Origin of the sequence: Parvularcula sp. LCG005, from assembly GCF_032930845.1 — a bacterium.
Taxonomy (GTDB): Bacteria; Pseudomonadota; Alphaproteobacteria; order Caulobacterales; family Parvularculaceae; genus Parvularcula.
This window is the reverse complement of record NZ_CP136758.1, coordinates 148459-171472: the sequence shown is the minus strand read 5'-3', so window position 1 is coordinate 171472 and position 23014 is coordinate 148459. Positions and strand designations below refer to the sequence as shown.

Here is a 23014-nt window from a genome sequence, read left to right as displayed (position 1 = left end):
GGGCTCAGCTCCCAAGACTGCCCTTTGTTGAGGGACTTGCCCCGCCGAGGCGCGGATCAATGGCCACCGCCATTTTCAGCGACCGGGCCAACGCCTTGAAGCAGCTTTCGACAATATGGTGATTATTCTCGCCGTAGATATTCTCCACATGCAGGGTCAGGCCGCCATTCATGGCAAAGGCGTGGAACCATTCCTTGAACAGTTCCGTGTCCACCTCACCCAGCTTGTCGCGGGTGAAGTGCACTTTCCAGATCAGATAGGGCCGCATGGAGACATCCACCGATGCCCGGCTGAGGGTCTCATCCATCGGAATATAGGCGTGTCCGAACCGGACGATGCCGCCCGCATCACCGATAGCCTCGGCAAAGGCGAGACCCATCACGATGCCGACATCTTCGGTCGTATGGTGACCGTCAATATGCAGGTCGCCCTTGGCCCGGACATGCAGGTCCATCAGGCTGTGCTTCGCAAAACCTTCCAGCATGTGATCGAGAAAGCCGATACCCGTCTGGACATCAGCCTGGCCGGTCCCGTCCACATTAAGGGTGACGGTGATATCGGTTTCTTTGGTTTTGCGGGTGCGTGTCGCCGTACGAGCGCCGGTCGCGATGTTTTGATCTAGAGGCATACAGGGCTCCTAGCCGACCAGGGGCGGCCGCGCAAAGAAGAGATTGTGCCGCAGGACCGGGTTAGCGCCAAAAGATTGAAACACTACAAAAGCATTGAATTTGAGCCTGATTTGCATGGGCACGGTGGACCATGCCCACCGGCGTCGCCCATACTGGGCCAAATGACGCCTGCTCTGAGAGGAATGACGAATGTTGCGCTCCCTTTTCGCCGTGTCGGCCACGGCCCTGCTCCTCACCGCCTGCGGCGGGAACCCCGACTCAAAAGTCGAGAAAGGCTGTCTGTCCATGGCCAAGTCCAATGACGACTTCACGAAGGCCGAGCGCAAATCCTTCTGCAGCTGCATGAGCGGCGGTGTGGAGTCAGCTGACAAGAAAGACAAGCTGACCATGGCCAAGCTGATGAAGTCCTATCGCAACGACACCGACTTCAAAGAGGCCCTCGACAAGGCCATTGCGGACGAAAAGCTGAGCCGTAAGGGTGCCACGCAGTTTTTCGGGGCGATCAAGACCTGCTCCATGAATGCAGCTCTATAGGCTACTTGCCTGTCTTCTCCTTCTGGGGAGTGCGGCGGCGCAGACCGGTGATCTGCCCGCGCGCCTCCTGCAAACGGGAGATGTGATCTTTATCGGCCAGACCGGCAGCTGGGCCGATATCGCCGCCCAGGCATCGGTGGGCGACAAGCGATATGGCCATGTCGGGATTGCGATCGCAAACGGGTCGGACTGGTCCGTTATCGATGCGGGCGGATCCCCGACGAGCCCCGACGCCCGGGTCGCCAGCAAATCCCTCAACGAATTTCTCGGCCACGCCGCGCTGGTCGGCATCTATCGCCCCACATTCCCGTCCAGGCAGATCCCGGCCATGACCGCAAAGGCCAAGGATGCCGCCATTGCGCGGCTGCCTTTTGACCGGGGGTTTTCTCTCGACACGGAAGATCAGATCTATTGCACCGAGCTGGTGTGGCAGGCCCTCTCGGCGGCTGTGGGCAAGGATGCTGTGCCGGTCAAAACCCAATGGGAGGGGCGCGCGGTCATCACCCTTGAAGACCTGAGCCTGTCGCCCCACCTCCAGCCGGTTGCGGAACTGGTCCGATATGACTACCTCCCCAGCCTCTACACGCCACCCCTGAAAGGAAGCCCATGACCACAATCCTCGCCGTACGCCGAAAGGGACAGATCGCCGTAGGGGGTGATGGGCAGGTTTCCATGGGACAGACAGTCAGCAAGGGCGATGCCCGGAAGGTGCGCCGGATTGGCGGCAATCAGGTCATTACCGGCTTTGCCGGCTCGACCGCCGATGCCTTCACCCTGCTGGAGCGGCTGGAGACAAAAATCGAGCAATATTCCAACCAGCTGACCCGCGCCTGTGTCGAGCTGGCCAAGGACTGGCGGACCGACCGCTATCTGCGCAAACTCGAAGCCTTGATGATCGTTGCCGATAAAGACACGACGCTGATGCTGTCCGGCCTCGGCGATGTGATCGAGCCCGAAAAGCTGGCTGACGGCGGCGTGATCGCCATTGGCTCAGGCGGGCTGTTCGCGACAGCGGCGGCCAAGGCGCTGTACGAGAATACCGACCTGTCGGCCGAGGAGATCGTGCGCAAGGCCATGGCCATTGCTGCCGATATTGATGTGTACACAAACCACAATTTGACCGTTGAAGTGATTGGCGGCTGAGGATCATGAGCAATTTTACCCCCCGCGAAATCGTATCCGAACTTGACCGCTATATTGTCGGTCAGAACGACGCCAAGCGCGCCGTCGCCGTTGCCCTGCGCAACCGCTGGCGCCGCCAGCAGCTGCCCGATGGCCTGAAAGAAGAGGTCACGCCGAAGAATATTCTGATGATCGGCCCGACCGGCGTCGGCAAAACGGAAATCTCCCGGCGCCTCGCCAAGCTTGTGGGCGCGCCTTTCCTGAAAGTCGAAGCCACCAAATTTACCGAGGTGGGCTATGTCGGACGGGATGTTGATTCCATCATCCGTGACCTGATGGAAATCGCCATGCAGCTGGTCCGTGACCGGCGACGCGAAGACGTTCGCACCCGCGCGCACAAGGCCGCAGAGGATCGCGTCATTACAGCCCTCGTTGGTGAGACGGCCAGTGAGGCGACGCGCGACAGTTTCCGCAAACGCCTGCGCGCCGGTGAGTTCGACGAATCCGAGGTCGAGCTGGAACTGATCGATACAGGACGCAGCAGCTCCCCTTTCATGGACATTCCCGGCATGCCCGGTGGTCAGATGGGGATGATCAACCTCAGCGACATGATGGGCAAAGCCTTTGGCGGGCCGCGCAAGACGCGCAAGATCCGCGTGAAGGACGCCTACGAACCGTTGGTCAATGAGGAAAGCGACAAGCTGCTTGACGACGAGCAGCTGGCGACCGAGGCGATTTCGGCGGTTGAGAATGACGGTATCGTGTTCCTTGACGAGATCGACAAGGTGGCTCGCTCCTCCGATCGCGGCGGGTCGGCCGATGTGTCCCGTGAAGGCGTCCAGCGAGACCTGCTGCCCCTGATCGAAGGCTCTGTCGTCGCAACGAAATACGGGCCGGTAAAAACCGACCACATCCTGTTCATTGCATCAGGCGCGTTCCACGTGGCCAAGCCGTCCGACCTGCTGCCCGAGCTGCAGGGGCGCCTGCCGATCCGGGTTGAGCTGTCCGCGCTCACCCGTGATGATTTCCGCCGCATCCTGACGGAGACCGAGGCAAGCCTGCCCAAACAGTACACGGCGCTTCTCGAAACCGAGAAAGTCACGCTGGAATTTACCGATGACGGCATCGATCGCCTGGCTGAACAGGCCGCAGCGGTGAATTCTAGCGTTGAGAATATCGGCGCGCGTCGTCTGTCGACGATCCTTGAACGCGTGCTGGAGGAGATTTCCTTTACCGCCTCCGACCGCAGCGGTGAGACCGTGGTGATTGATGCTGCCTTCGTGGACAGCCGTCTTGAAGGTCTGGTCGGCAATACCGACCTGTCAAAATACATTCTCTAGACGAATAGAAAACTGCAGGAGGGCCGGTGGGATGTCACCGGCCCTTTTTGATTCAGCCGTCGACTTCGTTGCGCGGGAAGACGCGCCCCCAGATGCCCGCCGACGGCACCATCGACAGAAGCGCCCGGCGCGCCGCGTTCCAGCCGATGCCGAGCAACAGGATGCCGCCGCCAAGGCAGATCATCGTCACGGCCGCCACACCGGCGCCGCCGATCCCCGTCGCCTGAACGATGACACCAATCGCGATGCCTGCCGTCACAAGACCAGACACAACCAGGGCGCGGCGGTTGAGAAGAAGTGAAATGACCCCAAAGACGGCGATGATGCACAGGGTCACAATGGACTGCTGTACCGTGAACGGATTTTTGAAGTCGGTGAAGTTGCCTTCCGCCAGAGCCGGGAAGTCCACGATGAGACCCTGGGTGCTGATCGTCATCGCCCCCCAAAGCGTGAGCGGTGCCGCAAAGAGGTGCAGCCAGAATCCATTGCCGGAGAACCGCGTTACCCGCTCTGGATCCTTCATGTCATAGACAATCCCGGCGACCAGCAACGCGAGGCCGGACGACAGCAGAACGACCGGCGCAAAACGCACCACATCATACGGGAACGCGAAAAACAGGCTGACGATCAGTAGTCCGATTGCCGCCGTCGCAACGCCCGCCACGGAGAACGGCAGCTTGAAGCGCCTATAGTAGAAGTATGATGCCAGCAGCGTTGCCAGCGGCAGGCCCAGCATGAAAATCTTCGCCATCAGCGGGATGGCCGCAACGGCCATGTTGGCGGCCGCCCGAAAATTCTTGTCGGTCGGCTCGGCGCCCTCAAAGACACTTTCGTCAAAGCCCGGATATTCTCCGTTCTCGAACTGACTGACCGTCTCTTCACCGAAGATCAAGGCAAAGCCGCTACCATAAAGGCCGATGCAAAGCTGCACGAAGGCAATAAACAGGACGATGCCGGGCAAAATTCTGCGGCGACGCCGCACCAGAATTTCCGACAGCCACCACACGATCGCCAGGACGACAGCGCACATCACAGCCATCGCGGTGATGGCAGATGTTTCGTTGGCGATGGATGACGACGTCATGGTCATCAGGATCATGATCCCGACGAGGAAGACGATCACGCCGATCGACAGAAACACATCTTGGAAATTATTCAAAAATGGCAGGGGTTCATCATTCGGATCAAAACGATCGATTGGTGCTGTCTCGGACGTGGTCATGCAGCGTCTCCTCCAATTCCCAATATTGAAGATTTGCCGTTTACCAATAAATTGCAAGCCCCCTCACCATTATACCGTCCAGACAAAAACGGCGGCCCGAAGGCCGCCGCTCTGTATTCCCAGGTTTCCAGGGGTGGTGGCCGCGGGTTGTCGGTACCGGCCCCAGCCAAGAAATTCGGATTAGTCCTCGAAGCCGTTGCCGTCGGTGCGGAATTCGGATTCGGTTTGCGAGATCCGGCTCTCGGCGCCGCCCATTTGCAGACGGGCCTTGGCAATCATCGTTTCAGCTTCACGGCGTTGTGACTGGCCTTCGGCCACATCCTTTTCGCCATCCTTGATCAGCTTCTCGCCCTTTGACATGCGATCCTCGGCTTTTTCCCATTTGTCCGCGATGTCATCGAGCATTTTCATTTCCTTGCGGACCTGTTTCGATGTTGTGGCAAGACCGAGGCCGCGAATGGCGCGAACATAAGCCTGACGCTGGTCGGCGACTTCTTTCTCGTTATCGACCAGCAGCTTCTGACCCTCGCGGCCCGATTTCTGGCCTTTCTTGATCAGGTCTGTGGCGTCCTCGAGCCGCTTGAGACCTTTGCTTTCCATCTTTTTGGCATTGTCATAGGCAGCCTCAACGGCGGCTGTTTCGCTTTGCGCGTTATCGGATTTTTGTGGAGCCGCGTCAGCAGCGCTGAACCCGGCAAGAGGCATGGCTCCTGCGAACAGGGCGACGGCGGCGGTTTTCCATGGTGAAAGCAACATGTCTTCAATCCTTTCATTACGGCCCAGACGGGCCGACCGGCAGCGGATCGTCGCTGCTGGCCTGATACTGATATGGGGCGCATGATTAGTTTGGAAAACCGAATTTAATCGGTGGTTCAAATCGAAAACATCGATATAATGATCGAATGGACGTGACGCAGGCCAAAACTTTTCTCGCGGTCGTGGAGGCTGGCAACTTTGCCGCCGCGTCAAAGCGCGTCTTCGTCACGCAATCCACCATCTCCGCGCGGGTGAAGGCTCTTGAGCAGCAATTGGGCAAGACGCTGTTTATCCGCACGAAATCGAAGTGCGAACTGACCCCGGCCGGTCATCAGTTCTATCGCTTCGCCCAGTCGATGGTGCGGGTCTGGGAAGAAGCCAAGCATCAGGTGGCGGTGCCGGACAATTTCGACGACACACTGATCGTCGGCGGGCAATACAGCCTGTGGAACCGGTTTTTACTGCGCTGGGCGCCGCTTTTTCAGGAGCGGGCGCCGCGGGTCGCCCTGCGCTGTGAAGTGGGCATGCCCCAGCGCCTGATGCGGGAGATGACCGAAGGTGTCCTCGATGTGGCCGTCATCTACCGCCCCGAGCTTCGCCCGGGCCTTCTGGTCGAAGAGCTGTTCGAAGATGAGCTGGTGCTGGTGACTACTGATCCGGCGGTCCCGCTGGATGAACACTATGTTTTTGTGGATTGGGGGGAGAGCTATCGCGACTGGCACGCCGTCACCTGGCCCACACTGCATAATCCCGGTCTGACCCTCGATTTGGGGTCTCTCGGGCTGAATATGCTGCTGAATAATGGCGGCGCAGGGTATTTCCCTAAGCGGCTGGCCCAGGCCCATCTCGATCGGGGGCATCTGGCGCAGGTGATGGACGCGCCGACATTCCACTACCCCGCTTACGTCGTCTATCAGGAAGCCTACGCCAATCCCGAAGCGATGGCCGTGGCGATTCAGACCCTTCATGAAGTGGCTGCACGCGCGATGGCGGGCGCTCTGCCGCCCCCATTCTGGACGGGGTAATGATGGGTCCGGCCTGCAATTTCTGGCGCGACCGTCACCGTTAACCTTATTTTCCGCGTGTTTCCGCCAAATCCGTGGCCTTCAGGCCACTGGCATTAACCTGTCGACATGGTAAAGTCGCCGAAAGGTCCAGAGGGGAATGGTGTGATGGCGAACCAGATAGTCGCTTTTCAGGACGAACGGCACGGCCTTGGCGCGTGGGTAGCCGAGCAGGTGGCCGCGCACATGTTCCGATACGGAATCAAGCTGGACGAGAATGGCCGGGCCATTACGGACGCCAGCGGTGCCGCCGCGCCCCAGACCTCTCTTCCCGACCCGACCCAGCGCGTCGCCTCGGCCTATGGCGTCAGCCTTTCAACAGGCGGTTCAGCCGGACTTGCCGTCCTTGATGAGCGTCCAGCCAAGCCCGATGAAGGGCTCGACTACGCTTACCGGACCTGGACGTCGCCGCGCACCACAGCCGAAGCGACCTTCTCCGCCGTCATTGCCCGCCAGGCGCAAGTCGGTGTTGTGCCGCTCTATGACAATGATCTGAGCTTCAATCGCGATACGTTGAGCGCATTGGTGGATTTCCCCCAAAACAAGGTGCTGCGCGAATATGTGGCCGAGAGCAATTACGTGCTCGCCGTGCCCACCGACCTCGTCCACGAGATTGAACAGTCAGGCTATGCCGACAGCTTTGCGCCCACGGGCAATGCCGGTGTCTTCCGCTGGAACCGTGAGAAGCAGCAGCGTTATCTCCGAAAGGTCACCCGGGTTTACGCCCCCGCCGACGCGATGAAGCACTGTGCTGCCGCCATTGACGGCCTGAAAGCCAAGGGCGTTGATGTTCAGCTTCTGCCTGACGGCGTGGACACCTATCGTGAAGGTCTGCGCATCGCGAGCGGCATGCTCGATCCGCATCGGATTGTTGAAACCCAGTTTTCTGGGACAGAGCATACGCGGGTCAGCAAGACCCGCGGCGGCAACCACACCAAACCGGTGATCGGCGTCCTGTTGTCCCATGACAAGGCCATGAGCGCTGACGGCTATCATTTCGACAGCGATTACGTGATTCTGGAATCCGAAATGGCGGGTGCCGACCGCATTCGGTCTTCATTCATTGCGATGACGAAGGGCAAGGCCCTGAAAGCGTCGCCGAAAGATGATCCTGCGCAGTTCGAGATGGCGGTCCTGCGCTCTCATTTCGTACCGGCAGAAAAATCAGTGAGCAAGAAAGTGGACAGCCGCGCGCTGTACCCGCTCGCCACCGACACGGCTCCAGCCAAGACGCGCGGGTTCGAAACACCGGCGCTCGTGCGCGCGCTCTATATGTTCAACACGGTCGGCGAAGGCGCTCGGGACTATTCATCGGTGCTGAAATCCCTGACCGATCAGGGCCTTTCATTCCGCCTGACCTCGCTCGACAATCGTCCCGGCCAGCCGCTGGTCGTGGCCGTGGATGTGCCGGCAACCCGCTATGATGCGATGAAACCTGTGCTGAAAGAGATCATGAGCCTGCCCGGTGCGCGCCGTCTGGCGGATTTCCCGGCCCTGCGCCCCATGGTGGATGAGGGTCTGCGCCCTCAGGCTGGCACGACCGATCGGTCCAAATTGGCTTTTGGCATCATCGCCCTGATCTTTGCGGGTCTCGTGGGATTCGTCCTCGCGCAGACCGCCTGATCAGGTGTCCCTGCCAGGCAGCACGAAGCCGTAGATCGACACGAAATGGCAGATACTGCCCGCCAGAACAAACACATGGAAAATCGTGTGCGTGTATCGCCGTGACCGCCAGGCGTAGAAAAACGCCCCCACGGTAAAACAAAGACCGCCCGCGACAAGCCAGATGAAGCCCGCGACGGGCAGCTCGCGGAAAAGCTGGTGCACCACGAAAATCGCGATCCAGCCCATGCCCACATAGCCTGCGAGCGAAATCCAGTCATGCTTGCCCCGCAGCCGGTCGACATAATGGGCGATGAATTTGTACGCGACCCCCAGTCCGGCAATCGTCCAGACTACCGCCATAATGACCTTACCCGACAGTTCAGGCAGGGTGATAAGGGCAAACGGTGTGTAGGATCCGGCGATTTTCAGATAGATGGCCGCGTGGTCCACGACCTCGAGGAACGGCTGCACCGACAGCTTGAACGCTGCGTGATAGATGGTGGACGCCAGATAGAGAAAGATCGCGCAGCCGCCATAAATGCTGACGGCAGTCACCTCTAGCGCGGTACCCCACGCCACGGCCTTCAAAATCAGGAAAACGAGTGCAGCGATAGCCAGCGCAATCCCGATCCCATGAGTGACGGCGTGAAGGATTTCTTCGAGGGCGGTGTGGACCTGACGTCCATCATGATAGGCGCGGGGAAGGATCATGGTTCTCAACATAGAGCATGTTCTTCACCAAAGCGCGAATTCGCGGCGGAAAAATGGCGAAAGCGCATCAACTCTCATGACCGTCAGTTGCATAAGGTCGTCACCTGACGCACAAGCGCGCCATCGTTCGCAAAAACGCAGAAACGATCAGGGGCCAAAGGCAATCCGGCCGGGCCCAGATTACGAAAAGACGAATTGAATGTTCAACATCACGAAAAAAACGACTGAATGGGCTGGCAAGATGCTGACCCTCGAAACGGGCCGCATTGCCCGTCAGGCCGATGGCGCGGTGCTCGCGACCTACGGCGAAACAACAGTGCTTGCCACTGTCGTGGGTCAAAGAGAGGCCAAACCGGGCCAGGACTTTTTCCCGCTGACCGTGAATTACCAGGAAAAAACCTATGCCGCCGGCCGTATCCCTGGCGGCTTTTTCAAACGTGAAGGCCGTCCAAGCGAGAAAGAAACGCTGACATCGCGCCTGATCGACCGTCCGATCCGCCCCCTCTTTGTCCCTGGCTTCAAGAATGAGGTGCAGGTCGTCTGTACGGTCATGAGCCACGATCTGGAGAATGATCCGGATGTTGTGTCGATGATCGCGGCTTCTGCAGCCCTCACGATCTCCGGCATTCCGTTCATGGGCCCGATTGGCGCAGCCCGCGTCGCCTATATTGACGGCAATTATGTCATCAACCCGACGACAGCAGAACTGCCTGACAGTGACCTCGACCTGATCATGGCCGGCACCGCCGATGCCGTGATGATGGTGGAATCAGAAGCCAAGGAACTGTCGGAAGACATCATGCTCGGCGCCGTCGTTGCTGGTCACACAGCCGCCAAGGAAGCCGTCGACTTCATCATCGCGTTCGCTGAAGAGTGCGCAAAAGAGCCTTGGGACTACACCCCGGCTGACCATTCCGACCTGATGCCTCGCGTGCGCGCCGTTGCTGAAGCTGGCCTCCGCGACGCTTATCAGGAGAAGGTCAAGCAGGTTCGCCAGGAGAAGATCAACGCGGTCAAAGCCAAAGCGAAAGAACAGCTGGCTGGCGAAGGCGTCGAAGATCCGATCGATGGCACCGTTCTGGGCTCGCTGCTCAAATCGATCGAATCCGACATCGTCCGTAACGACGTGATCGAAACGGGCAACCGGATTGACGGTCGTGACACCAAGACGGTTCGTCCCATCGTGTCCGAAGTCGGCATCCTGCCGCGGACCCACGGCTCGGCCCTTTTCACCCGCGGTGAGACACAGGCTATTGTCGTTGCGACGCTCGGCACATCAGACGATGAGCAGTTTATCGACGCGCTGGAAGGCACATACAAGGAACGCTTCCTGCTGCACTACAACTTCCCTCCCTACTCGGTTGGCGAAACAGGCCGCATGGGCTCCCCAGGTCGCCGCGAGATCGGCCACGGCAAGCTGGCATGGCGCGCCGTGAAAGCGGTTCTGCCGTCTGCAGAAGAGTTCCCTTACGTTCTGCGTCTCGTGTCAGAGATCACGGAGTCGAACGGCTCTTCGTCCATGGCCACGGTCTGCGGTTCCTCCCTTGCGCTGATGGACGCTGGCGTCCCGCTGAAGCGGGCTGTTGCCGGTATCGCCATGGGCCTGATCCTTGAGGGCGAGAAGTTCGCCGTCCTGTCCGATATTCTGGGTGATGAAGATCACCTCGGCGATATGGACTTCAAGGTCGCCGGTACGTCCGAAGGCGTCACATCGCTGCAGATGGACATCAAGGTTGCCGGCATCACCGAGGAGATCATGAAGGTCGCTCTTGGCCAGGCGAAGGACGGTCGCCTCCACATCCTCGGCGAGATGAACAAGGCGCTTAGCGAGAACCGTGGTGAGCTCGGCGAGTTTGCCCCACGCATTGAAACGATGAAGATCCCGGTCGACAAGATCCGTGACGTCATCGGTTCAGGCGGCAAGGTCATTCGCGAAATCGTCGAGAAGACGGGTGCCAAGATCAACATCGAAGACGATGGCACGATCAAGATCGCCTCTTCTGACGGCGCCTCGATCGAAGCGGCAATCAAATGGATCCGTGGTCTGACGGATGAGCCTGAAGTCGGCGAGATCTACAAAGGCAAGGTCGTCAAGACCATGGACTTTGGTGCTTTCGTCAACTTCTTCGGCGCGCGTGATGGCCTTGTGCACATCAGCCAGCTGTCGAATGGTCGCCCTGAGAAAACCACCGATGTGGTCAAGGAAGGCGATGAAGTGTTCGTAAAGCTCTTGGGCTTCGATGATCGCGGCAAGACCAAGCTGTCGATGAAGATCGTCGATCAGGAAACAGGCAAGGAAATGGCCCGCGAAGACAAGAACTCCGGCGACGAGTAATTTCGGCGTCGACCTGAGACGAAAAGCCCCGCTTCGGCGGGGCTTTTTTGTGCACTTAAATCCGGCTGTCCCTTGTCAGGGCCGACAGGCACCCGACATCCCGCCTGTCAGACAAAGGACGAATCAATCATGAAACAGATGACGCTTAAGGCCCCAGCAGGCCTCGATCAGTTGACCCTTGTGGACGCAGACGACCCCGGCGCGCCCGGCCGGGGCGAAGTGCGCGTCCGTATTCACGCCAGCAGTCTGAACTTTCATGATTTTGGGGTCGTCAGCGGCCGCATGCCGTCAGCCGATGGGCGCATCCCCCTTTCCGATGGTGCCGGGGTCGTCGAGGCCGTGGGCGACGGCGTCACAGAGTTCAAGGAGGGCGACCGCGTCGTCTCTACCTTCTTCCCCTACTGGGCCGATGGCGAGCCAACGATTGGCGACTTCTCCCAGACACCGGGCGACGGCATTGACGGGTTTGCGAGCGAAGTGGTCGTTCGCCCCGTAAGCGCCTTCACGCTGGCCCCTGAAGGCTGGAGCCATGAGGAGGCGGCGACGATCACCACGGCCGGCCTGACCGCATGGCGGGCTCTCATCGTCCATGGAGGCCTGAAGGCCGGCGATACGGTCCTGACCCTCGGGACCGGCGGGGTTTCCATTTTTGCCCTCCAAATTGCGAAGGCCATGGGGGCACGGGTCGCCATCACCTCGTCATCTGATGAAAAGCTGACCAAGGCAAAAGAGTTGGGTGCCGACTTCACGGTCAACTACCGGACCCATGAGGAATGGTACCCGGCGATTGAAGAGTGGACTCACGGCCATGGCGTCGATCACGTCATCGAGCTCGGTGGGCCAGGCACGCTGCCCCAGTCGATCAGCGCGGCGCGTATTGGCGGACAAATACACCTCATCGGTGTACTGACCGGTGCATCAGGTAATATTCCAACGGCAAATTTCATGCGGAAGCAGCAGAGCCTGCGCGGTTTGATCGTCGGCAATCGTCGTCAACAACAGGATTTTGTCAAAGCGCTTGAAAATACCGGCATCCGCCCCGTCATCGACAGCGTGTATCCTCTGGAGCAGCTGGCCGATGCGTTCAGACATGAAGAAGCCGGAAAACATTTCGGAAAAATCGCCGTGTCGATCTAACCGGTGGACACCACCATCATCGAACGATATTCAACCGGCGCTTCCTGCATCTGACGTATAAAAGAGCGGGCCCGGCTTGAGGGGAAGTCAGCGGGGCCGCCGGTTGAGTATGCTATGCCTCTGATGACCCTTGCCCTGCTGATGCAGGCGGCCTCACCGACAGATACCATTACCGTCACGGCGACCAAGACACCCACCGAGATCGTTGATTCTGCCGGGAGCGTCAGTGTCCTGACCGTATCAGACACCGGTGGGCTCGACGGGCTGTCATCGGCTGAGGAGCTGAGTGAGCGATTGGCTGGCGTTGAAGCCGCCGTCGCAAACGGCACGCAGATCGCCTACCAGATCCGCGGTATTGGTGCGGTGGATCACCAGGCTCTGACCCCCGGCGGGGCCGCGGTCTATAGCGACGGCGTCTTCCTTGCGACCAATGTCCAGACAGGCTTCATGCTCTATGATGTGGAACGCGCCGAAGTGTTGCGCGGGCCCCAGGGCACGCTCTATGGCCGCAACGCGTCTGGCGGCGCCATCAACTTCCTGACTATCCGTCCGTCTGCTGATCAGCCCAGAGCGGCGCGCCTGCGTGCGGGGTCGGCGGGTCTGGTCGACCTGTCCGGCGGCTGGGGCACCTCGTTCACCGACACCATCCATGGCCGCATCGCAGTACGTCGCTTGGTACAGGACGCCCTGCTGGACAATGTGGTCACCGATGCTGACTATCCCCCCGGTCCGTCATCGGCTGGCGGCGAGCGGGATGAATTTGGTATCCGGACCAGCCTCCTGTTCGACAATGCCAACACCGATGTACTTGTGCGCCTGCACGTGGAGAAAGATGCGGGAATCAACCCCTCGCCACGCAATGATGGTCTCGAACTGGACGGCCACGATATCTCCATCGGCCCCGATGGCGCTCAGCATACAGACAGTCATTTCTATGGCGCATCGGTTGAGGTGACATCGCAATGGGGCGACTGGTCAGTCTATTCGCTTTCAGCGTTTGAAGGCTATGACCAGAATTACGGCTTCGATTTTGACGGCGCGCAGGCACCTTTCGGGAATCCGAATCTGAATGCCAATTTGTCCTATGACCGTGAATTCGCCCAATGGAGCGAGGAGTTTCGCCTGAACCGTTCCTTCGGTCAGCACGACCTGATGCTGGGTGCGACCGCCGCCATTGATGACTTCAAGCAGGATTACCTGATCTGGTGCGGGACGCTTGACGAGAAGACGCTGATCGGTTCCTGCCCCTATGTCGGGGCACCGGGGCGCGTTGGCCCTGATCCCGCATCGGATGGAATGCCTATGTCCCTCCTTACACGGATCAACCAGTCGCGAAAGACCGAAGCGCTGTTTGCCCGCACGGATCTTGCGGTCAGTCCGAAGACCCGTCTTATCCTCGGTGCCCGCGCGACCCATGAAAATATCAAAGGGGACGGGTTCGGCCTGCACGTCTTTGACGACGGCATCACCGCCCTCAACGATCGTGATGGCGTAGGCCCCGCGGTGGGGTCGAACACCATTGACGACACAAGGCTGACCTATAACGCAGCGCTGCACCGAACGTTGGGCCAGGGCTGGAACGCCTATGGCCTCTTGTCTACTGGCTACAAGTCAGGCGGGTTCAATGGTGAAGTGCAGAACAATGCGGATCACTTCGCCGACGAGGGACTGTTCGAAGCCGAGACCGTCATCAATTATGAACTGGGTCTGAAGGCGCAGCCCACCACTGGCCTGCGCTTCAACACCGCCCTTTTCCATCAGCTTTATGACGCGCCCCAGGCCCGTATTTTCGTCGCCTTCCCGCAACCGGATGGCAGCGTCATCACCAGCAATTCACTCAGCAATCTGGATGAGGCCACATCAAGCGGTATTGAGGCGGATCTTGATTGGACGGCATCGCCCCGGCTGAACATTCGCGGCGGGCTGACCCTTCTGCATACGGAAATCAGCCAGACCGATGAAGATGTCACGATCAGCAACAGCGACCTGTTTGACGGCAACCCCCTGCCCTTTGCCCCGGAAGTCTCCGCCACCCTGTCAGCGCGCTACACCCACCCGCTCGCCGATCAGCGCAGCGTCGTTTTTGATGCGCACACAAAGTACCGCAGTGAATTCTATCTTGACGCTGAAGGGCGGGATGATCGCCGCCAGGGAGGCTATGCGCTTCTGGATGCGTCGGTCCGTTACGCGCTGGCGGACCAAGGCGTATCCATTGGTCTGTTTGGACGCAATCTGACGGATGAGGACTACGCCGTGTCCGGTTATGGTTTTATCGGCTACAACACTTTTCGCGGCGCGCCGCGCGTTGTGGGGGTGGAGCTTAGCCTGTCCAGATAACAAAAAGCCGCCAGCGGGCGCCGGCGGCTTTTCAACGTTAGATCTAGGCGATCAGAACGGCCAGACGCGCGGGTCGCGGCTATAGGCGAGATAGCCTACATTAGCGCCGAGACGGGCACCGACACCGGCCCGCATGGGCACCAGAGTGATATTCTCTGCACGCTGATAATTCACGCCGACCCCGCCGACGAGATAAGCCGTCCCCTCGACCCCCGGGAACCGACGATAGATTTCATCGGGGTGGGGAATGTCATAGACCAGCGTAAATGTCTTCGACGCGTTGGCGCCAACATCCCAGCCGATCGATGGCCCCTGCCAGTATACCGGTTGGCTGTAGCCGTTGCGCATGACCAGCGTGCCATGGCCGTAGCGCAGGCCAGGGCCGATCGCGCCTGACGCTTCTTCGCCGTAGATGTAGCCGTTCGGCTCACCCAGATCGGCGAAGGTTCTTTGGACGAGGGTGCCAGCCGTTTCTGCCGAAACGCCAAGCCAGTCTTCGACAGCGGATACGACGCCAGACTGCGTAAAATCACCATCGCTGGGCGGGGGTGGTGGCGGCGACGTTTCAGCGCTCGTGCGAGGCGATATGCACCCGCTGAGCGGCAAGGCCGACAAGGCCGCAGTCAGCAGCACGGTCGCAATTCTGTTCATGATCCAACTTCCCTCTTCAAGATCGCAATCCGTGCGATGTTTCGGTTCAAACGCCTAGTGACAATCCTGTGTTCCACAAAAGGAACTGAAGGCCGGATGAAGAGTTGGTAGCGATTGGCCTGTCATGAAGCGAGGGACCAGGACGATGCACATTTTCAAGGGAAAACGCGTCACGCTACTGATGCTCAGCATTGGTCTGGCGAGCTGTGGCGGGGAGAGCGATCCCGCGACACCGACCACCGCCGATGACAATCGGACCGAACGCATGATGTCCGCTGCCGACCAGTATCAGGCCTACTATCTTAGAGACTTTGGCCGGGACCCGCTGTGCCCCGGCGGCCCGGACTGGCAGTTTACCGCCGAGACGGTCGTTGAACGTTTCACCGACCAGCCGGGCACGATGTCCTGTCCGATCTCATCGATCACCGAGGCAGCCGGTGAACTGCGCATCAGCGCCGCCAATTGTTCAATCGAAGGGCAAAGCGTCGCCGGACAGGAGTGGCGGCTGGACAATACCGATACGGATCGCATCGAGATTTCCATGGCCGACCGCCACGAGACCGTGCTTCGCTGCCAGGGCTGATCAGTACCCTGTCTGGTCCGGAGCCGTCACAAAACTGCGCGGAGCCGGGTCAACGACCGTGATCCCTGATGGACGAATTTCGAGAATGGCAAGCCCGCGCTCAACCATCCCGTCTGCGCGCAGCCGGAACAGACCGTCCGCGCCCAGATAGCCATTGGGGTTTGCGATGGTCTCCACAGAGAACCGGCGGTCGTAAGGTAGTTGGGACAGGCGCGCTGTCAGCAGCGCCGCATCATAGGCCAGTGACGCAAGGCGTGGGGGACGTTCCCCGTAGGCAGCCTCATAGCGGCGCTTGAACCCTTCGGCGAGCGAGGGGTCAGGCGCGGCGAACCAGCCGCCATTCAGGGCCGGCTCTCGCGTCAGAAGCGGGTTATTCCAGGCCGACAGGCCAAGGAGTTTCACCTCCCGCACATTCACATTGTAATAGGGGAACAGCGGCGCAAGGGCCCGCAGCAAGCGGCCCTGCTCCGGCAGCAGGACAGCCTGATAGCCCCCCGACATGGCCATCGACCCAGCGGTCTCAGGCTCGCTCACCATATAGGGGTCATCGCCATTGATCCGGCTTTCCTGATCCTGCCGATAGCCGGCATTCATTCCCATATTGCGCGGCGTGACATAGTCCGGGGTGAAGGTTTCCACCGCATAGGCGGCCATGCGCTTGGCCGGCTCGATCATGGCGTCGGCGGCGCGCTCATACCGCTCCGTATGAATGATATCGCCGCCGCGCTGATAGACTTCGGTTGAGAAGGACTGGGCGACCCGATCCCCAAACTCCGTGAAGGGGGCCATCAGACCAAAACGGGCATAGCCCTGCTCGACCGCATAGGCCGTGACCCGGGAGATTTCAGCCTCAGGCGGGAAACTGAGAAGATAGACGCCGTCGCCGGCCACCTTGCTGTCAGACGAGAACGCAATCACCGGAATGCCCATGGGCCGCGCGACCGAGGCGACAGCGTCCACCGATTCCGAGAATAACGGGCCAAGAATGATTTCGGCGCCCTCGCGCACGGCTTCTTCAGCGGCGCTGAGCGCGCCTTCCGCCGTTCCGCCCGTGTCTTTCGGAATAAGCACGTATTTGGCGTTCTCACTTTCGAACGCCACCATCTGTGCCGCTTTCAGCATGGAGGCTGACACCGTGTCGATATTTTCAGAGGTCGACGAGAATGGCAGGAGAATCGCCACACGGACAACTTCGGACCGGCGCTGCTGGGGCACGGTCGCAAAACGCTCCTCATCCCGCTCGACAGGCTCACGCATCGGGACGCGCGTCTGATCACCATTGGGATAGGTCACCGGCGGCTCAACAGTTTCACAAGCGGCCAGTGCGGCGATACCGAGCCCGAGAAGGGCTACCTGTTGCGCGCCCCGGCGCAGTGTTTTGACGATCATGGAGCCCTTGTTCCCTTGGTAGCTGTGTCGACGGCTATTCATTTACCATAGGCGAGCATGGCCTTCGCCACAATCTTCGTGCCGACCAAATGACGGCAGACACGATGATTGACGATGCCGCCCCGCCATGGGCAAAGCATGCCCATGACAGATAACGCCCTCGCCCCCGGTCTTTATGTCGCCGCCACGCCAATCGGCAATCTTGGTGACATCACGCGGCGGCTGCAACAGACCCTCGCCGCTGCCGACGAGATCCTTTGCGAAGACACGCGCGTGACCGGCAAGCTGCTGCAAGCCCTTGGTATCAAAACGAAGATGCGTGCCTATCATGACCATAATGGGGCGGCGGTGCGTCCGCAGGTGCTGGACGCCATTGAGGCGGGCGGCGCGCTCGCCCTCGTTTCTGATGCTGGCACGCCCCTGATTGCCGATCCGGGTTTCAAACTCGTTCGCGAAGCGCGCGAGCGGGGCCTGACGGTCGTCGCCATTCCGGGTCCCTGCGCGGCGATTGCGGCCTTGTCGATCGCAGGTGTGCCCACCGACCGCTTCAGCTTTCAGGGGTTTCTGCCGCCCAAATCCGGCGCCCGACGGACGCGCCTCAATGCCCTGTCCAGCCGTGGAGAGACACTGGTCTTCTACGAGACCGGGCCCCGGATTGCAGATTGCCTGCGCGACATCGCCGCCACCCTGGGTGATGGGCCCGTCCTGATCGCCCGCGAATTGACAAAACTGCACGAAGAAGTCGTCGAGGGTGACGCCCTGTCGCTCGCAGACCGCTATGACGAGACAGCGCCCAAGGGTGAGATTGTCCTTATCGTTCCGGCACGCGCCGATGTCGCGATGGGCGATGCCGATGTGGACCGATTGATGGCCGAGGCGCTGGAAACGATGAGCCTGAAAGATGCTTCAGCCCATGTTGCGTCGGTGACCGGTCGGAAGAAAAGGGATCTGTACCAGCGATGGCTCGATCAGGACCGCTAGGACGGGAAAAGGCCGAGGCGCGCGGTCGCCGCGCAGAAACGATCGCTGGCCTCTGGCTGGGCCTCAAAGGATACCGAATTCTCGCCCGGCGGTTCCGGTGTGAAGCCGGTGAAGTCGACCTGATTGCCGAGCGCGGCGACACCATCGCGATGGTCGAGGTCAAGTCGCGGTCGACCCATGAGGCAGCAAGGCTCTCCCTCTCGCCGCAGGGCGAGCGACGCATTGGCGCGGCCGCCGTCATCTGGCTGGCGCGATATCGTCCGCGGCACACAGGATCAGTGCGGTATGACCTGGTGACCGTGGCGGGGTATCGGCCGCGACATTGGGCCGATGCCTGGCGGCCATATGAACGTCTCGTTAACCCTGATGATCTTTTTTGACGGTGATCACAACTTGACCGATAATCGGGCTGTTCGGCCTGTAATGCCCCCGGACAGGAAGAGGACGAAAATGATGAAATTGTTCAGGTCTCTGACCGTCTTGGCTATCGCCTTGAGCATGACTGCCTGCGTTACAAACCGCAGCCTCGGCGAAGGCCTTGATGATTCCGCGTCCAATCTGACGCTCAAACGCTATCTCTTTGCGGACAATGCCCATGATTATGGCGATGTCGATATTACCGTCTTTGAAAGCCGGCTCCTCCTCAGCGGAACGGTGAGAACGACAGAAGCTCGGCGCGCCCTCGCCCAGAAGGCGGCCATGGTCTCCACTGTCGATGACGTACTGAATGAGGTCATCGTCGGCCCGAAAACCGGCATCCGGCAGGGCGCGGCTGACGCCCTGATCGATGAGCGCCTCGGCGCGGCGCTGCTGGCCGATAACGGGGTGTTCAGCTCCAACTACAAGATCGCTGTCAGTCAGGGCACGGTCTATCTCCTGGGCGTCGCACAGGGGCCTGAAGAACTCGGCCGGGTGACGGGGCAGGCGCAGGCGATTTCAGGCGTCAAGAACATCGTCAGCCACGTGATCTATGTGGGTGACCCCAAACGCGCCAAGAAATAAAACGCGGGCCCACTGCATTTTGTTCTTGTAATGTTCCGCTTCCTTCCGCAGGTTGTACCGGCCTGCACCAGGGGAGAGAGGAATGGTCGCTGAGGTCACAACGTTCGCGTTTGAAGGCGTCGAAGCGCGTCCGGTTTCGGTGCAGGCGCAAATCACCGGCGGCAACCCGAAATTTTTCGTGGTCGGCCTGCCCGACAAATCGGTTTCGGAAGCGCGCGAGCGGATCTGGTCCGCCTTTGCCGCGATTGGCCTTGGCATGCCCCCCAAGCGGATCACGGTCAATCTGGCCCCCGCCGACCTGCGCAAAGAGGGCAGTCATTTCGACCTGCCCATCGCCCTTGCATTGATGGTGGAAATGGGCGCGGTGCCGCGGGACGCGGTTGATGGTTTTGCCGTCATGGGCGAGCTTGGTCTCGATGGCACGCTGGCCCCCACCAACGGGGCCCTGCCCGCGGCCATCAGTGCACACAGCATGGATATGGGGCTGATCTGCCCCCAGGCGGCAGGCGCGGAAGCGGCGTGGGCGGGAGAAGAGGTCCGCATTCTCGCGCCCCAATCGCTGCTGCAGCTGGCCAATCATTTCAAGGGCACGCAGGTGCTGACCCGGCCCAAGCCCGGCGCCCTCAAGGAAGGTGCTCCGGCCCCTGACCTTTACGATGTCAAAGGTCAGGAAACGGCCAAACGCGCCCTCGAGATCGCCGCCGCTGGTGGACACAATCTTCTCATGGTCGGTCCGCCGGGGTCGGGAAAATCCATGATGGCCTCTCGCCTGCCGGGCCTGTTGCCGCCGCTGACCGCACGGGAAATGCTGGAGGTGTCGATGATTCAGTCGGTGGCCGGCATGATCGAGGATGGCGCCCTGACCCGCACAAGACCCTTCCGCTCGCCGCATCATTCCGCGTCCATGCCCGCCATGGTGGGCGGCGGCAGCAAGGCGCGGCCCGGCGAGGCGTCGCTGGCCCACCACGGTGTCCTGTTTCTCGACGAGCTCCCCGAATTTCAGGCGACCGTGCTGGACAGCCTGCGGCAACCGCTCGAGACCGGCGATGTGCGGATTGCCCGGGCCAACGCCCATGTCCGGTACCCTGCCTGTTTTCAGCTTGTCGCGGCAATGAACCCATGCCGCTGCGGCTATGGCCGGGCCAGTGGACGGGCCTGCGGACGCGGCGCCCATTGCGAGGAACAATACCAGTCCCGGGTCTCCGGCCCCTTCCTTGATCGTCTGGACCTCTCGATTGAAACGCCGCCTGTCACGGCCCTGGATCTGGCCGCCCCCCCGTCAGGTGAACGTTCGGCCGTGGTCGCCGAACGGGTGGCCGCCGCGCGGGCCATCCAGGCAGATCGCGCGGGCTCGACGGGGACGGATGCTCTCAATGCCCGCGCATCCGAACAGAATCTGGCGGCGATTGCGCAGCCCGATGCAGAGGGTGCTGCGCTGCTGACGCGCGCCTGCGAAAGCCTGTCTTTGTCCGCTCGGGCCTATACGCGCATTTTGAAAGTGGCCCGAACCCTCGCCGACCTTGATGGGGGCGACGGTGTGCGTCGTCGCCACATCGCGGAGGCCATCAGCTTCCGGCAGCGCGAACCTGCTGATTCGTCAGCGAATTTCGCCCAGCCCACTGCGATGAAGAGCGCGACGCAGCGGAAATAACTGGCGGACGGCCACTATCTTCAACAGCCTTACCTTTTCTTCAAATTTTCGGAGTTTTCTGGCTGCCTATTCGTCCCACGGGAGTTTCTATGGCAGTGTCTCTGGCGGTACTCGACCGCATCGCCTTGATGGCGGTCATGACCGATGAGCAGGACCAGGTCACCTATCTGAACGCTGCTGCCGAAGAGGCAGGGGCGCTGGAAAAGGGTGACGTTTTCTCCCCGACCAAGCGACCCACCGGCATTCGGCCCGTCAAATCGCCCCACCCTGTCACCAGCCGGTTCACTACGGCGATTGATACCAACTCTGCCGCGCGGCTGATCGAATGGACCGTCTCCCCACTTGACGGCGGCAAGACCCTCTACACCGGCCAGGATGTCACGCGCGACCGCAAGAGCTGGGCCATTCTGAAGGACATGGCGCGCAGCGCGAACGATGCGAGCCAGGCGAAAATGCGCTTCCTCGCCACGATGAGCCATGAAATGCGCACGCCGCTCAACGGCATTCTGGGCATGACCGGTCTGATGATCGATACCGACCTCGACAGCAACCAGCGCACCTATGCCGAGGCCGTCCGGGAATCCGGCATGGCCCTCCTGGGACTGATCAACGATATTCTCGACTATTCCAAGATCGAGGCCGGCCATCTTGAGCTTGAAGAGCAGGTCATGGACCCAGCCGGTCTGTTGCAGTCGATCGCCGAACTTCTTTCGCCCCGGGCGGCCCATAAGGGCCTCGAGATTGCCAGCTTCGTTGCGCCGGATGTGCCGGCGCGACTGCTCGGTGACGAAGCGCGCCTTCGTCAGGTCATTCTCAACCTTGCTGGCAATGGCGTCAAATTCACCGAAGAGGGCGGTGTCAGCCTTGAACTGCGTGTCGTTGGACAGAACGACGCTGTCCCTGTCCTGCGGTTCAGCGTCACGGACACTGGCATTGGCATTTCCAAATCGAACATTGACCGCATCTTCAATGAATTTGCCCAGGCCGATGACACACGGTCGCGCGGCTATGAAGGGACGGGCCTTGGCCTCTCCATCGCGCAGCAGATCGTCAAGGCCATGGGCGGGACAATCAGTGTCGAGAGCGAAATCGGCACCGGCAGTACGTTTGCCTTTGAAATCCCGCTGCCTGCCGCACCGGACCAGCCGCGTACGGAAGACGAGCTCAAATTCGACCATCCCGTGGTCGTTGCGACGGACAACGCTTTTCTGCGGCGTATGCTGATGCTGCAGCTTGATGCGGCGGGTATTTCAAAGGTCATGTTTGCCGAGACACCGGAAGAGGCGCTGGGCCTTCTGTCCCGTTCCCCGCGCGCGGCCCTGTTGTGCGACCTGAAATTCGCCGCCAGTGACGGCGCCCGTCTGGCCAAGGCCTCACCGCGTGCCATCGTCCTTCTCTCACCGGTCGCCCGGGGCCGGCTCGAAGCTTTCCGGCGTGCAGGCTTTTCGAGCTATCTCATCAAGCCGATCCGCCAGTCCAGTCTGATGGAACGACTGACGGACGCACCGCAGCGGGCGCCACGGGCAGAACGTCTTGATTCCAAGGATGTCGGGACTGGTCCGTCAACGTCACGCAAGCTGAGGGTCCTTCTGGCCGAAGACAATCAGATCAATTCGGTCCTCGCGACGGCCATTCTCAAGCGCGCGGGTCACTATGTCGACCTCGCCGGTAATGGCCGCGAAGCCGTCGAAACATTTGCACACGCTCCATATGACATCGTCCTGATGGACATGCGGATGCCCGAGATGGATGGGCTGGAGGCCACGCGGCGACTGCGGTCGCAGGGGGCCACCGATACGCCGATCATCGCGCTGACGGCTAACGCTTCCACCGCTGACCGTGAGGAATGCCTGGCGGCCGGCATGAACGACTTCCTGTCAAAGCCGTTTGATCCCAACGACCTTATCGCCATGCTGGAGCGGTGGACCGGACAGCTTGAGGAAGCGCCCCGCGCCGTCAGCTGAG

The 23014-nt window shown here is 60.5% G+C and carries 21 protein-coding genes; 15 read left to right on the top strand and 6 right to left on the bottom strand.

Annotated features, from left to right (window positions below; genetic code table 11):
- Positions 1–4 precede the first annotated feature (4 nt).
- The gene (gene hisB, locus RUI03_RS00760) at positions 5–628 is read right to left on the bottom strand and encodes an imidazoleglycerol-phosphate dehydratase HisB (RefSeq protein ID WP_317288369.1); all 624 of its coding nucleotides are present in this window, start codon (positions 626–628) and stop codon (positions 5–7) included.
- A gap of 190 nt (positions 629–818) precedes the next feature.
- Between hisB and RUI03_RS00755 the strand changes: the two genes are divergently transcribed.
- From RUI03_RS00755 to hslU, 4 genes are read left to right on the top strand one after another with little or no spacing between them, the layout of a single operon-like run.
- Complete coding sequence (locus RUI03_RS00755; RefSeq protein WP_317288368.1) at positions 819–1163, top strand: hypothetical protein; 345 nt, start codon at positions 819–821, stop codon at positions 1161–1163.
- Positions 1150–1773: a YiiX/YebB-like N1pC/P60 family cysteine hydrolase gene (locus RUI03_RS00750; RefSeq protein ID WP_317288367.1), complete on the top strand. Its 624-nt coding sequence runs from the start codon at positions 1150–1152 to the stop codon at positions 1771–1773. The genes RUI03_RS00755 and RUI03_RS00750 overlap by 14 nt, the downstream gene beginning before the upstream one ends.
- A complete protein-coding gene (gene hslV / locus RUI03_RS00745) occupies positions 1770–2306 on the top strand; it encodes an ATP-dependent protease subunit HslV (protein WP_317288366.1) in 537 nt (178 codons plus the stop codon). Before RUI03_RS00750 ends, hslV begins: the two co-directional genes overlap by 4 nt.
- Before the next feature lie 5 nt (positions 2307–2311).
- On the top strand, positions 2312–3625 hold the full coding sequence (gene hslU, locus RUI03_RS00740) for an ATP-dependent protease ATPase subunit HslU (protein ID WP_317288365.1): 1314 nt from the start codon (positions 2312–2314) through the stop codon (positions 3623–3625).
- A 52-nt stretch (positions 3626–3677) separates the two neighbouring features.
- Here hslU and RUI03_RS00735 read toward each other — a convergent pair whose 3' ends face one another.
- Positions 3678–4847 carry a hypothetical protein gene (locus tag RUI03_RS00735; RefSeq protein ID WP_317288364.1) on the bottom strand — a complete coding sequence of 390 codons (1170 nt, stop codon included), beginning with the start codon at positions 4845–4847 and terminating at the stop codon, positions 3678–3680.
- A 180-nt stretch (positions 4848–5027) separates the two neighbouring features.
- On the bottom strand, positions 5028–5603 hold the full coding sequence (locus tag RUI03_RS00730; RefSeq protein ID WP_317288363.1) for a hypothetical protein: 576 nt from the start codon (positions 5601–5603) through the stop codon (positions 5028–5030).
- A gap of 146 nt (positions 5604–5749) precedes the next feature.
- Between RUI03_RS00730 and RUI03_RS00725 the strand changes: the two genes are divergently transcribed.
- Both RUI03_RS00725 and RUI03_RS00720 read left to right on the top strand, forming a co-directional pair.
- Positions 5750–6628 carry a LysR family transcriptional regulator gene (locus tag RUI03_RS00725; protein ID WP_317288362.1) on the top strand — a complete coding sequence of 293 codons (879 nt, stop codon included), beginning with the start codon at positions 5750–5752 and terminating at the stop codon, positions 6626–6628.
- 147 nt (positions 6629–6775) lie between these two features.
- On the top strand, positions 6776–8290 hold the full coding sequence (locus RUI03_RS00720; protein ID WP_317288361.1) for a hypothetical protein: 1515 nt from the start codon (positions 6776–6778) through the stop codon (positions 8288–8290).
- Here RUI03_RS00720 and trhA read toward each other — a convergent pair whose 3' ends face one another.
- The gene (gene trhA, locus RUI03_RS00715) at positions 8291–8995 is read right to left on the bottom strand and encodes a PAQR family membrane homeostasis protein TrhA (protein ID WP_317288360.1); all 705 of its coding nucleotides are present in this window, start codon (positions 8993–8995) and stop codon (positions 8291–8293) included. It abuts the gene before it with no gap.
- Between the two features lie 187 nt (positions 8996–9182).
- Here trhA and pnp point away from each other — a divergent pair, with 187 nt between their 5' ends.
- The 3 genes from pnp to RUI03_RS00700 all read left to right on the top strand — a co-directional run bounded on the left by pnp (position 9183) and on the right by RUI03_RS00700 (position 14792).
- Positions 9183–11318 carry a polyribonucleotide nucleotidyltransferase gene (gene pnp, locus RUI03_RS00710; RefSeq protein WP_317288359.1) on the top strand — a complete coding sequence of 712 codons (2136 nt, stop codon included), beginning with the start codon at positions 9183–9185 and terminating at the stop codon, positions 11316–11318.
- 129 nt (positions 11319–11447) lie between these two features.
- The gene (locus RUI03_RS00705; RefSeq protein ID WP_317288358.1) at positions 11448–12455 is read left to right on the top strand and encodes an NAD(P)-dependent alcohol dehydrogenase; all 1008 of its coding nucleotides are present in this window, start codon (positions 11448–11450) and stop codon (positions 12453–12455) included.
- A gap of 114 nt (positions 12456–12569) precedes the next feature.
- Positions 12570–14792: a TonB-dependent receptor gene (locus RUI03_RS00700; RefSeq protein WP_317288357.1), complete on the top strand. Its 2223-nt coding sequence runs from the start codon at positions 12570–12572 to the stop codon at positions 14790–14792.
- Positions 14793–14843: 51 nt separating this feature from the next.
- On the opposite strand, the gene RUI03_RS00695 is transcribed toward RUI03_RS00700, so the two are convergent.
- Positions 14844–15443 (bottom strand): DUF1134 domain-containing protein, encoded by a 600-nt coding sequence (locus RUI03_RS00695; RefSeq protein WP_317288356.1) that lies wholly within the window; start codon positions 15441–15443, stop codon positions 14844–14846.
- 145 nt (positions 15444–15588) lie between these two features.
- Between RUI03_RS00695 and RUI03_RS00690 the strand changes: the two genes are divergently transcribed.
- The gene (locus tag RUI03_RS00690; RefSeq protein ID WP_317288355.1) at positions 15589–16026 is read left to right on the top strand and encodes a hypothetical protein; all 438 of its coding nucleotides are present in this window, start codon (positions 15589–15591) and stop codon (positions 16024–16026) included.
- On the opposite strand, the gene RUI03_RS00685 is transcribed toward RUI03_RS00690, so the two are convergent.
- Positions 16027–17415 (bottom strand): penicillin-binding protein activator, encoded by a 1389-nt coding sequence (locus RUI03_RS00685; protein ID WP_317288354.1) that lies wholly within the window; start codon positions 17413–17415, stop codon positions 16027–16029.
- A 144-nt stretch (positions 17416–17559) separates the two neighbouring features.
- Between RUI03_RS00685 and rsmI the strand changes: the two genes are divergently transcribed.
- The 5 genes from rsmI (at position 17560) to RUI03_RS00660 (ending at position 23013) form a co-directional block, all read left to right on the top strand.
- Complete coding sequence (rsmI, locus tag RUI03_RS00680; RefSeq protein ID WP_317288353.1) at positions 17560–18396, top strand: 16S rRNA (cytidine(1402)-2'-O)-methyltransferase; 837 nt, start codon at positions 17560–17562, stop codon at positions 18394–18396.
- A complete protein-coding gene (locus RUI03_RS00675; protein WP_317288352.1) occupies positions 18375–18776 on the top strand; it encodes a YraN family protein in 402 nt (133 codons plus the stop codon). Before rsmI ends, RUI03_RS00675 begins: the two co-directional genes overlap by 22 nt.
- Before the next feature lie 70 nt (positions 18777–18846).
- Positions 18847–19398 carry a BON domain-containing protein gene (locus RUI03_RS00670; protein WP_317288351.1) on the top strand — a complete coding sequence of 184 codons (552 nt, stop codon included), beginning with the start codon at positions 18847–18849 and terminating at the stop codon, positions 19396–19398.
- An 82-nt stretch (positions 19399–19480) separates the two neighbouring features.
- On the top strand, positions 19481–21049 hold the full coding sequence (locus RUI03_RS00665) for a YifB family Mg chelatase-like AAA ATPase (protein WP_317288350.1): 1569 nt from the start codon (positions 19481–19483) through the stop codon (positions 21047–21049).
- 89 nt (positions 21050–21138) lie between these two features.
- Complete coding sequence (locus tag RUI03_RS00660; protein ID WP_317288349.1) at positions 21139–23013, top strand: response regulator; 1875 nt, start codon at positions 21139–21141, stop codon at positions 23011–23013.
- Position 23014 lies beyond the last annotated feature (1 nt).

What these genes read in the sequence shown, in the direction of transcription:
- hslV (WP_317288366.1), top strand. Translation starts at nt 1,770, where the DNA reads ATGACCACAATCCTCGCCGTACGCCGAAAGGGACAGATCGCCGTAGGG.
- RUI03_RS00755 (WP_317288368.1), top strand. Translation starts at nt 819, where the DNA reads ATGTTGCGCTCCCTTTTCGCCGTGTCGGCCACGGCCCTGCTCCTCACC.
- RUI03_RS00665 (WP_317288350.1), top strand. Translation starts at nt 19,481, where the DNA reads ATGGTCGCTGAGGTCACAACGTTCGCGTTTGAAGGCGTCGAAGCGCGT.
- RUI03_RS00690 (WP_317288355.1), top strand. Translation starts at nt 15,589, where the DNA reads ATGCACATTTTCAAGGGAAAACGCGTCACGCTACTGATGCTCAGCATT.
- RUI03_RS00685 (WP_317288354.1), bottom strand. Translation starts at nt 17,415, where the DNA reads ATGATCGTCAAAACACTGCGCCGGGGCGCGCAACAGGTAGCCCTTCTC.
- rsmI (WP_317288353.1), top strand. Translation starts at nt 17,560, where the DNA reads ATGACAGATAACGCCCTCGCCCCCGGTCTTTATGTCGCCGCCACGCCA.
- hisB (WP_317288369.1), bottom strand. Translation starts at nt 628, where the DNA reads ATGCCTCTAGATCAAAACATCGCGACCGGCGCTCGTACGGCGACACGC.
- RUI03_RS00675 (WP_317288352.1), top strand. Translation starts at nt 18,375, where the DNA reads ATGGCTCGATCAGGACCGCTAGGACGGGAAAAGGCCGAGGCGCGCGGT.
- hslU (WP_317288365.1), top strand. Translation starts at nt 2,312, where the DNA reads ATGAGCAATTTTACCCCCCGCGAAATCGTATCCGAACTTGACCGCTAT.
- trhA (WP_317288360.1), bottom strand. Translation starts at nt 8,995, where the DNA reads ATGTTGAGAACCATGATCCTTCCCCGCGCCTATCATGATGGACGTCAG.
- RUI03_RS00735 (WP_317288364.1), bottom strand. Translation starts at nt 4,847, where the DNA reads ATGACCACGTCCGAGACAGCACCAATCGATCGTTTTGATCCGAATGAT.
- pnp (WP_317288359.1), top strand. Translation starts at nt 9,183, where the DNA reads ATGTTCAACATCACGAAAAAAACGACTGAATGGGCTGGCAAGATGCTG.
- RUI03_RS00670 (WP_317288351.1), top strand. Translation starts at nt 18,847, where the DNA reads ATGATGAAATTGTTCAGGTCTCTGACCGTCTTGGCTATCGCCTTGAGC.
- RUI03_RS00725 (WP_317288362.1), top strand. Translation starts at nt 5,750, where the DNA reads ATGGACGTGACGCAGGCCAAAACTTTTCTCGCGGTCGTGGAGGCTGGC.
- RUI03_RS00660 (WP_317288349.1), top strand. Translation starts at nt 21,139, where the DNA reads ATGGCAGTGTCTCTGGCGGTACTCGACCGCATCGCCTTGATGGCGGTC.
- RUI03_RS00750 (WP_317288367.1), top strand. Translation starts at nt 1,150, where the DNA reads ATGCAGCTCTATAGGCTACTTGCCTGTCTTCTCCTTCTGGGGAGTGCG.
- RUI03_RS00695 (WP_317288356.1), bottom strand. Translation starts at nt 15,443, where the DNA reads ATGAACAGAATTGCGACCGTGCTGCTGACTGCGGCCTTGTCGGCCTTG.
- RUI03_RS00720 (WP_317288361.1), top strand. Translation starts at nt 6,776, where the DNA reads ATGGCGAACCAGATAGTCGCTTTTCAGGACGAACGGCACGGCCTTGGC.
- RUI03_RS00705 (WP_317288358.1), top strand. Translation starts at nt 11,448, where the DNA reads ATGAAACAGATGACGCTTAAGGCCCCAGCAGGCCTCGATCAGTTGACC.
- RUI03_RS00730 (WP_317288363.1), bottom strand. Translation starts at nt 5,603, where the DNA reads ATGTTGCTTTCACCATGGAAAACCGCCGCCGTCGCCCTGTTCGCAGGA.
- RUI03_RS00700 (WP_317288357.1), top strand. Translation starts at nt 12,570, where the DNA reads ATGCCTCTGATGACCCTTGCCCTGCTGATGCAGGCGGCCTCACCGACA.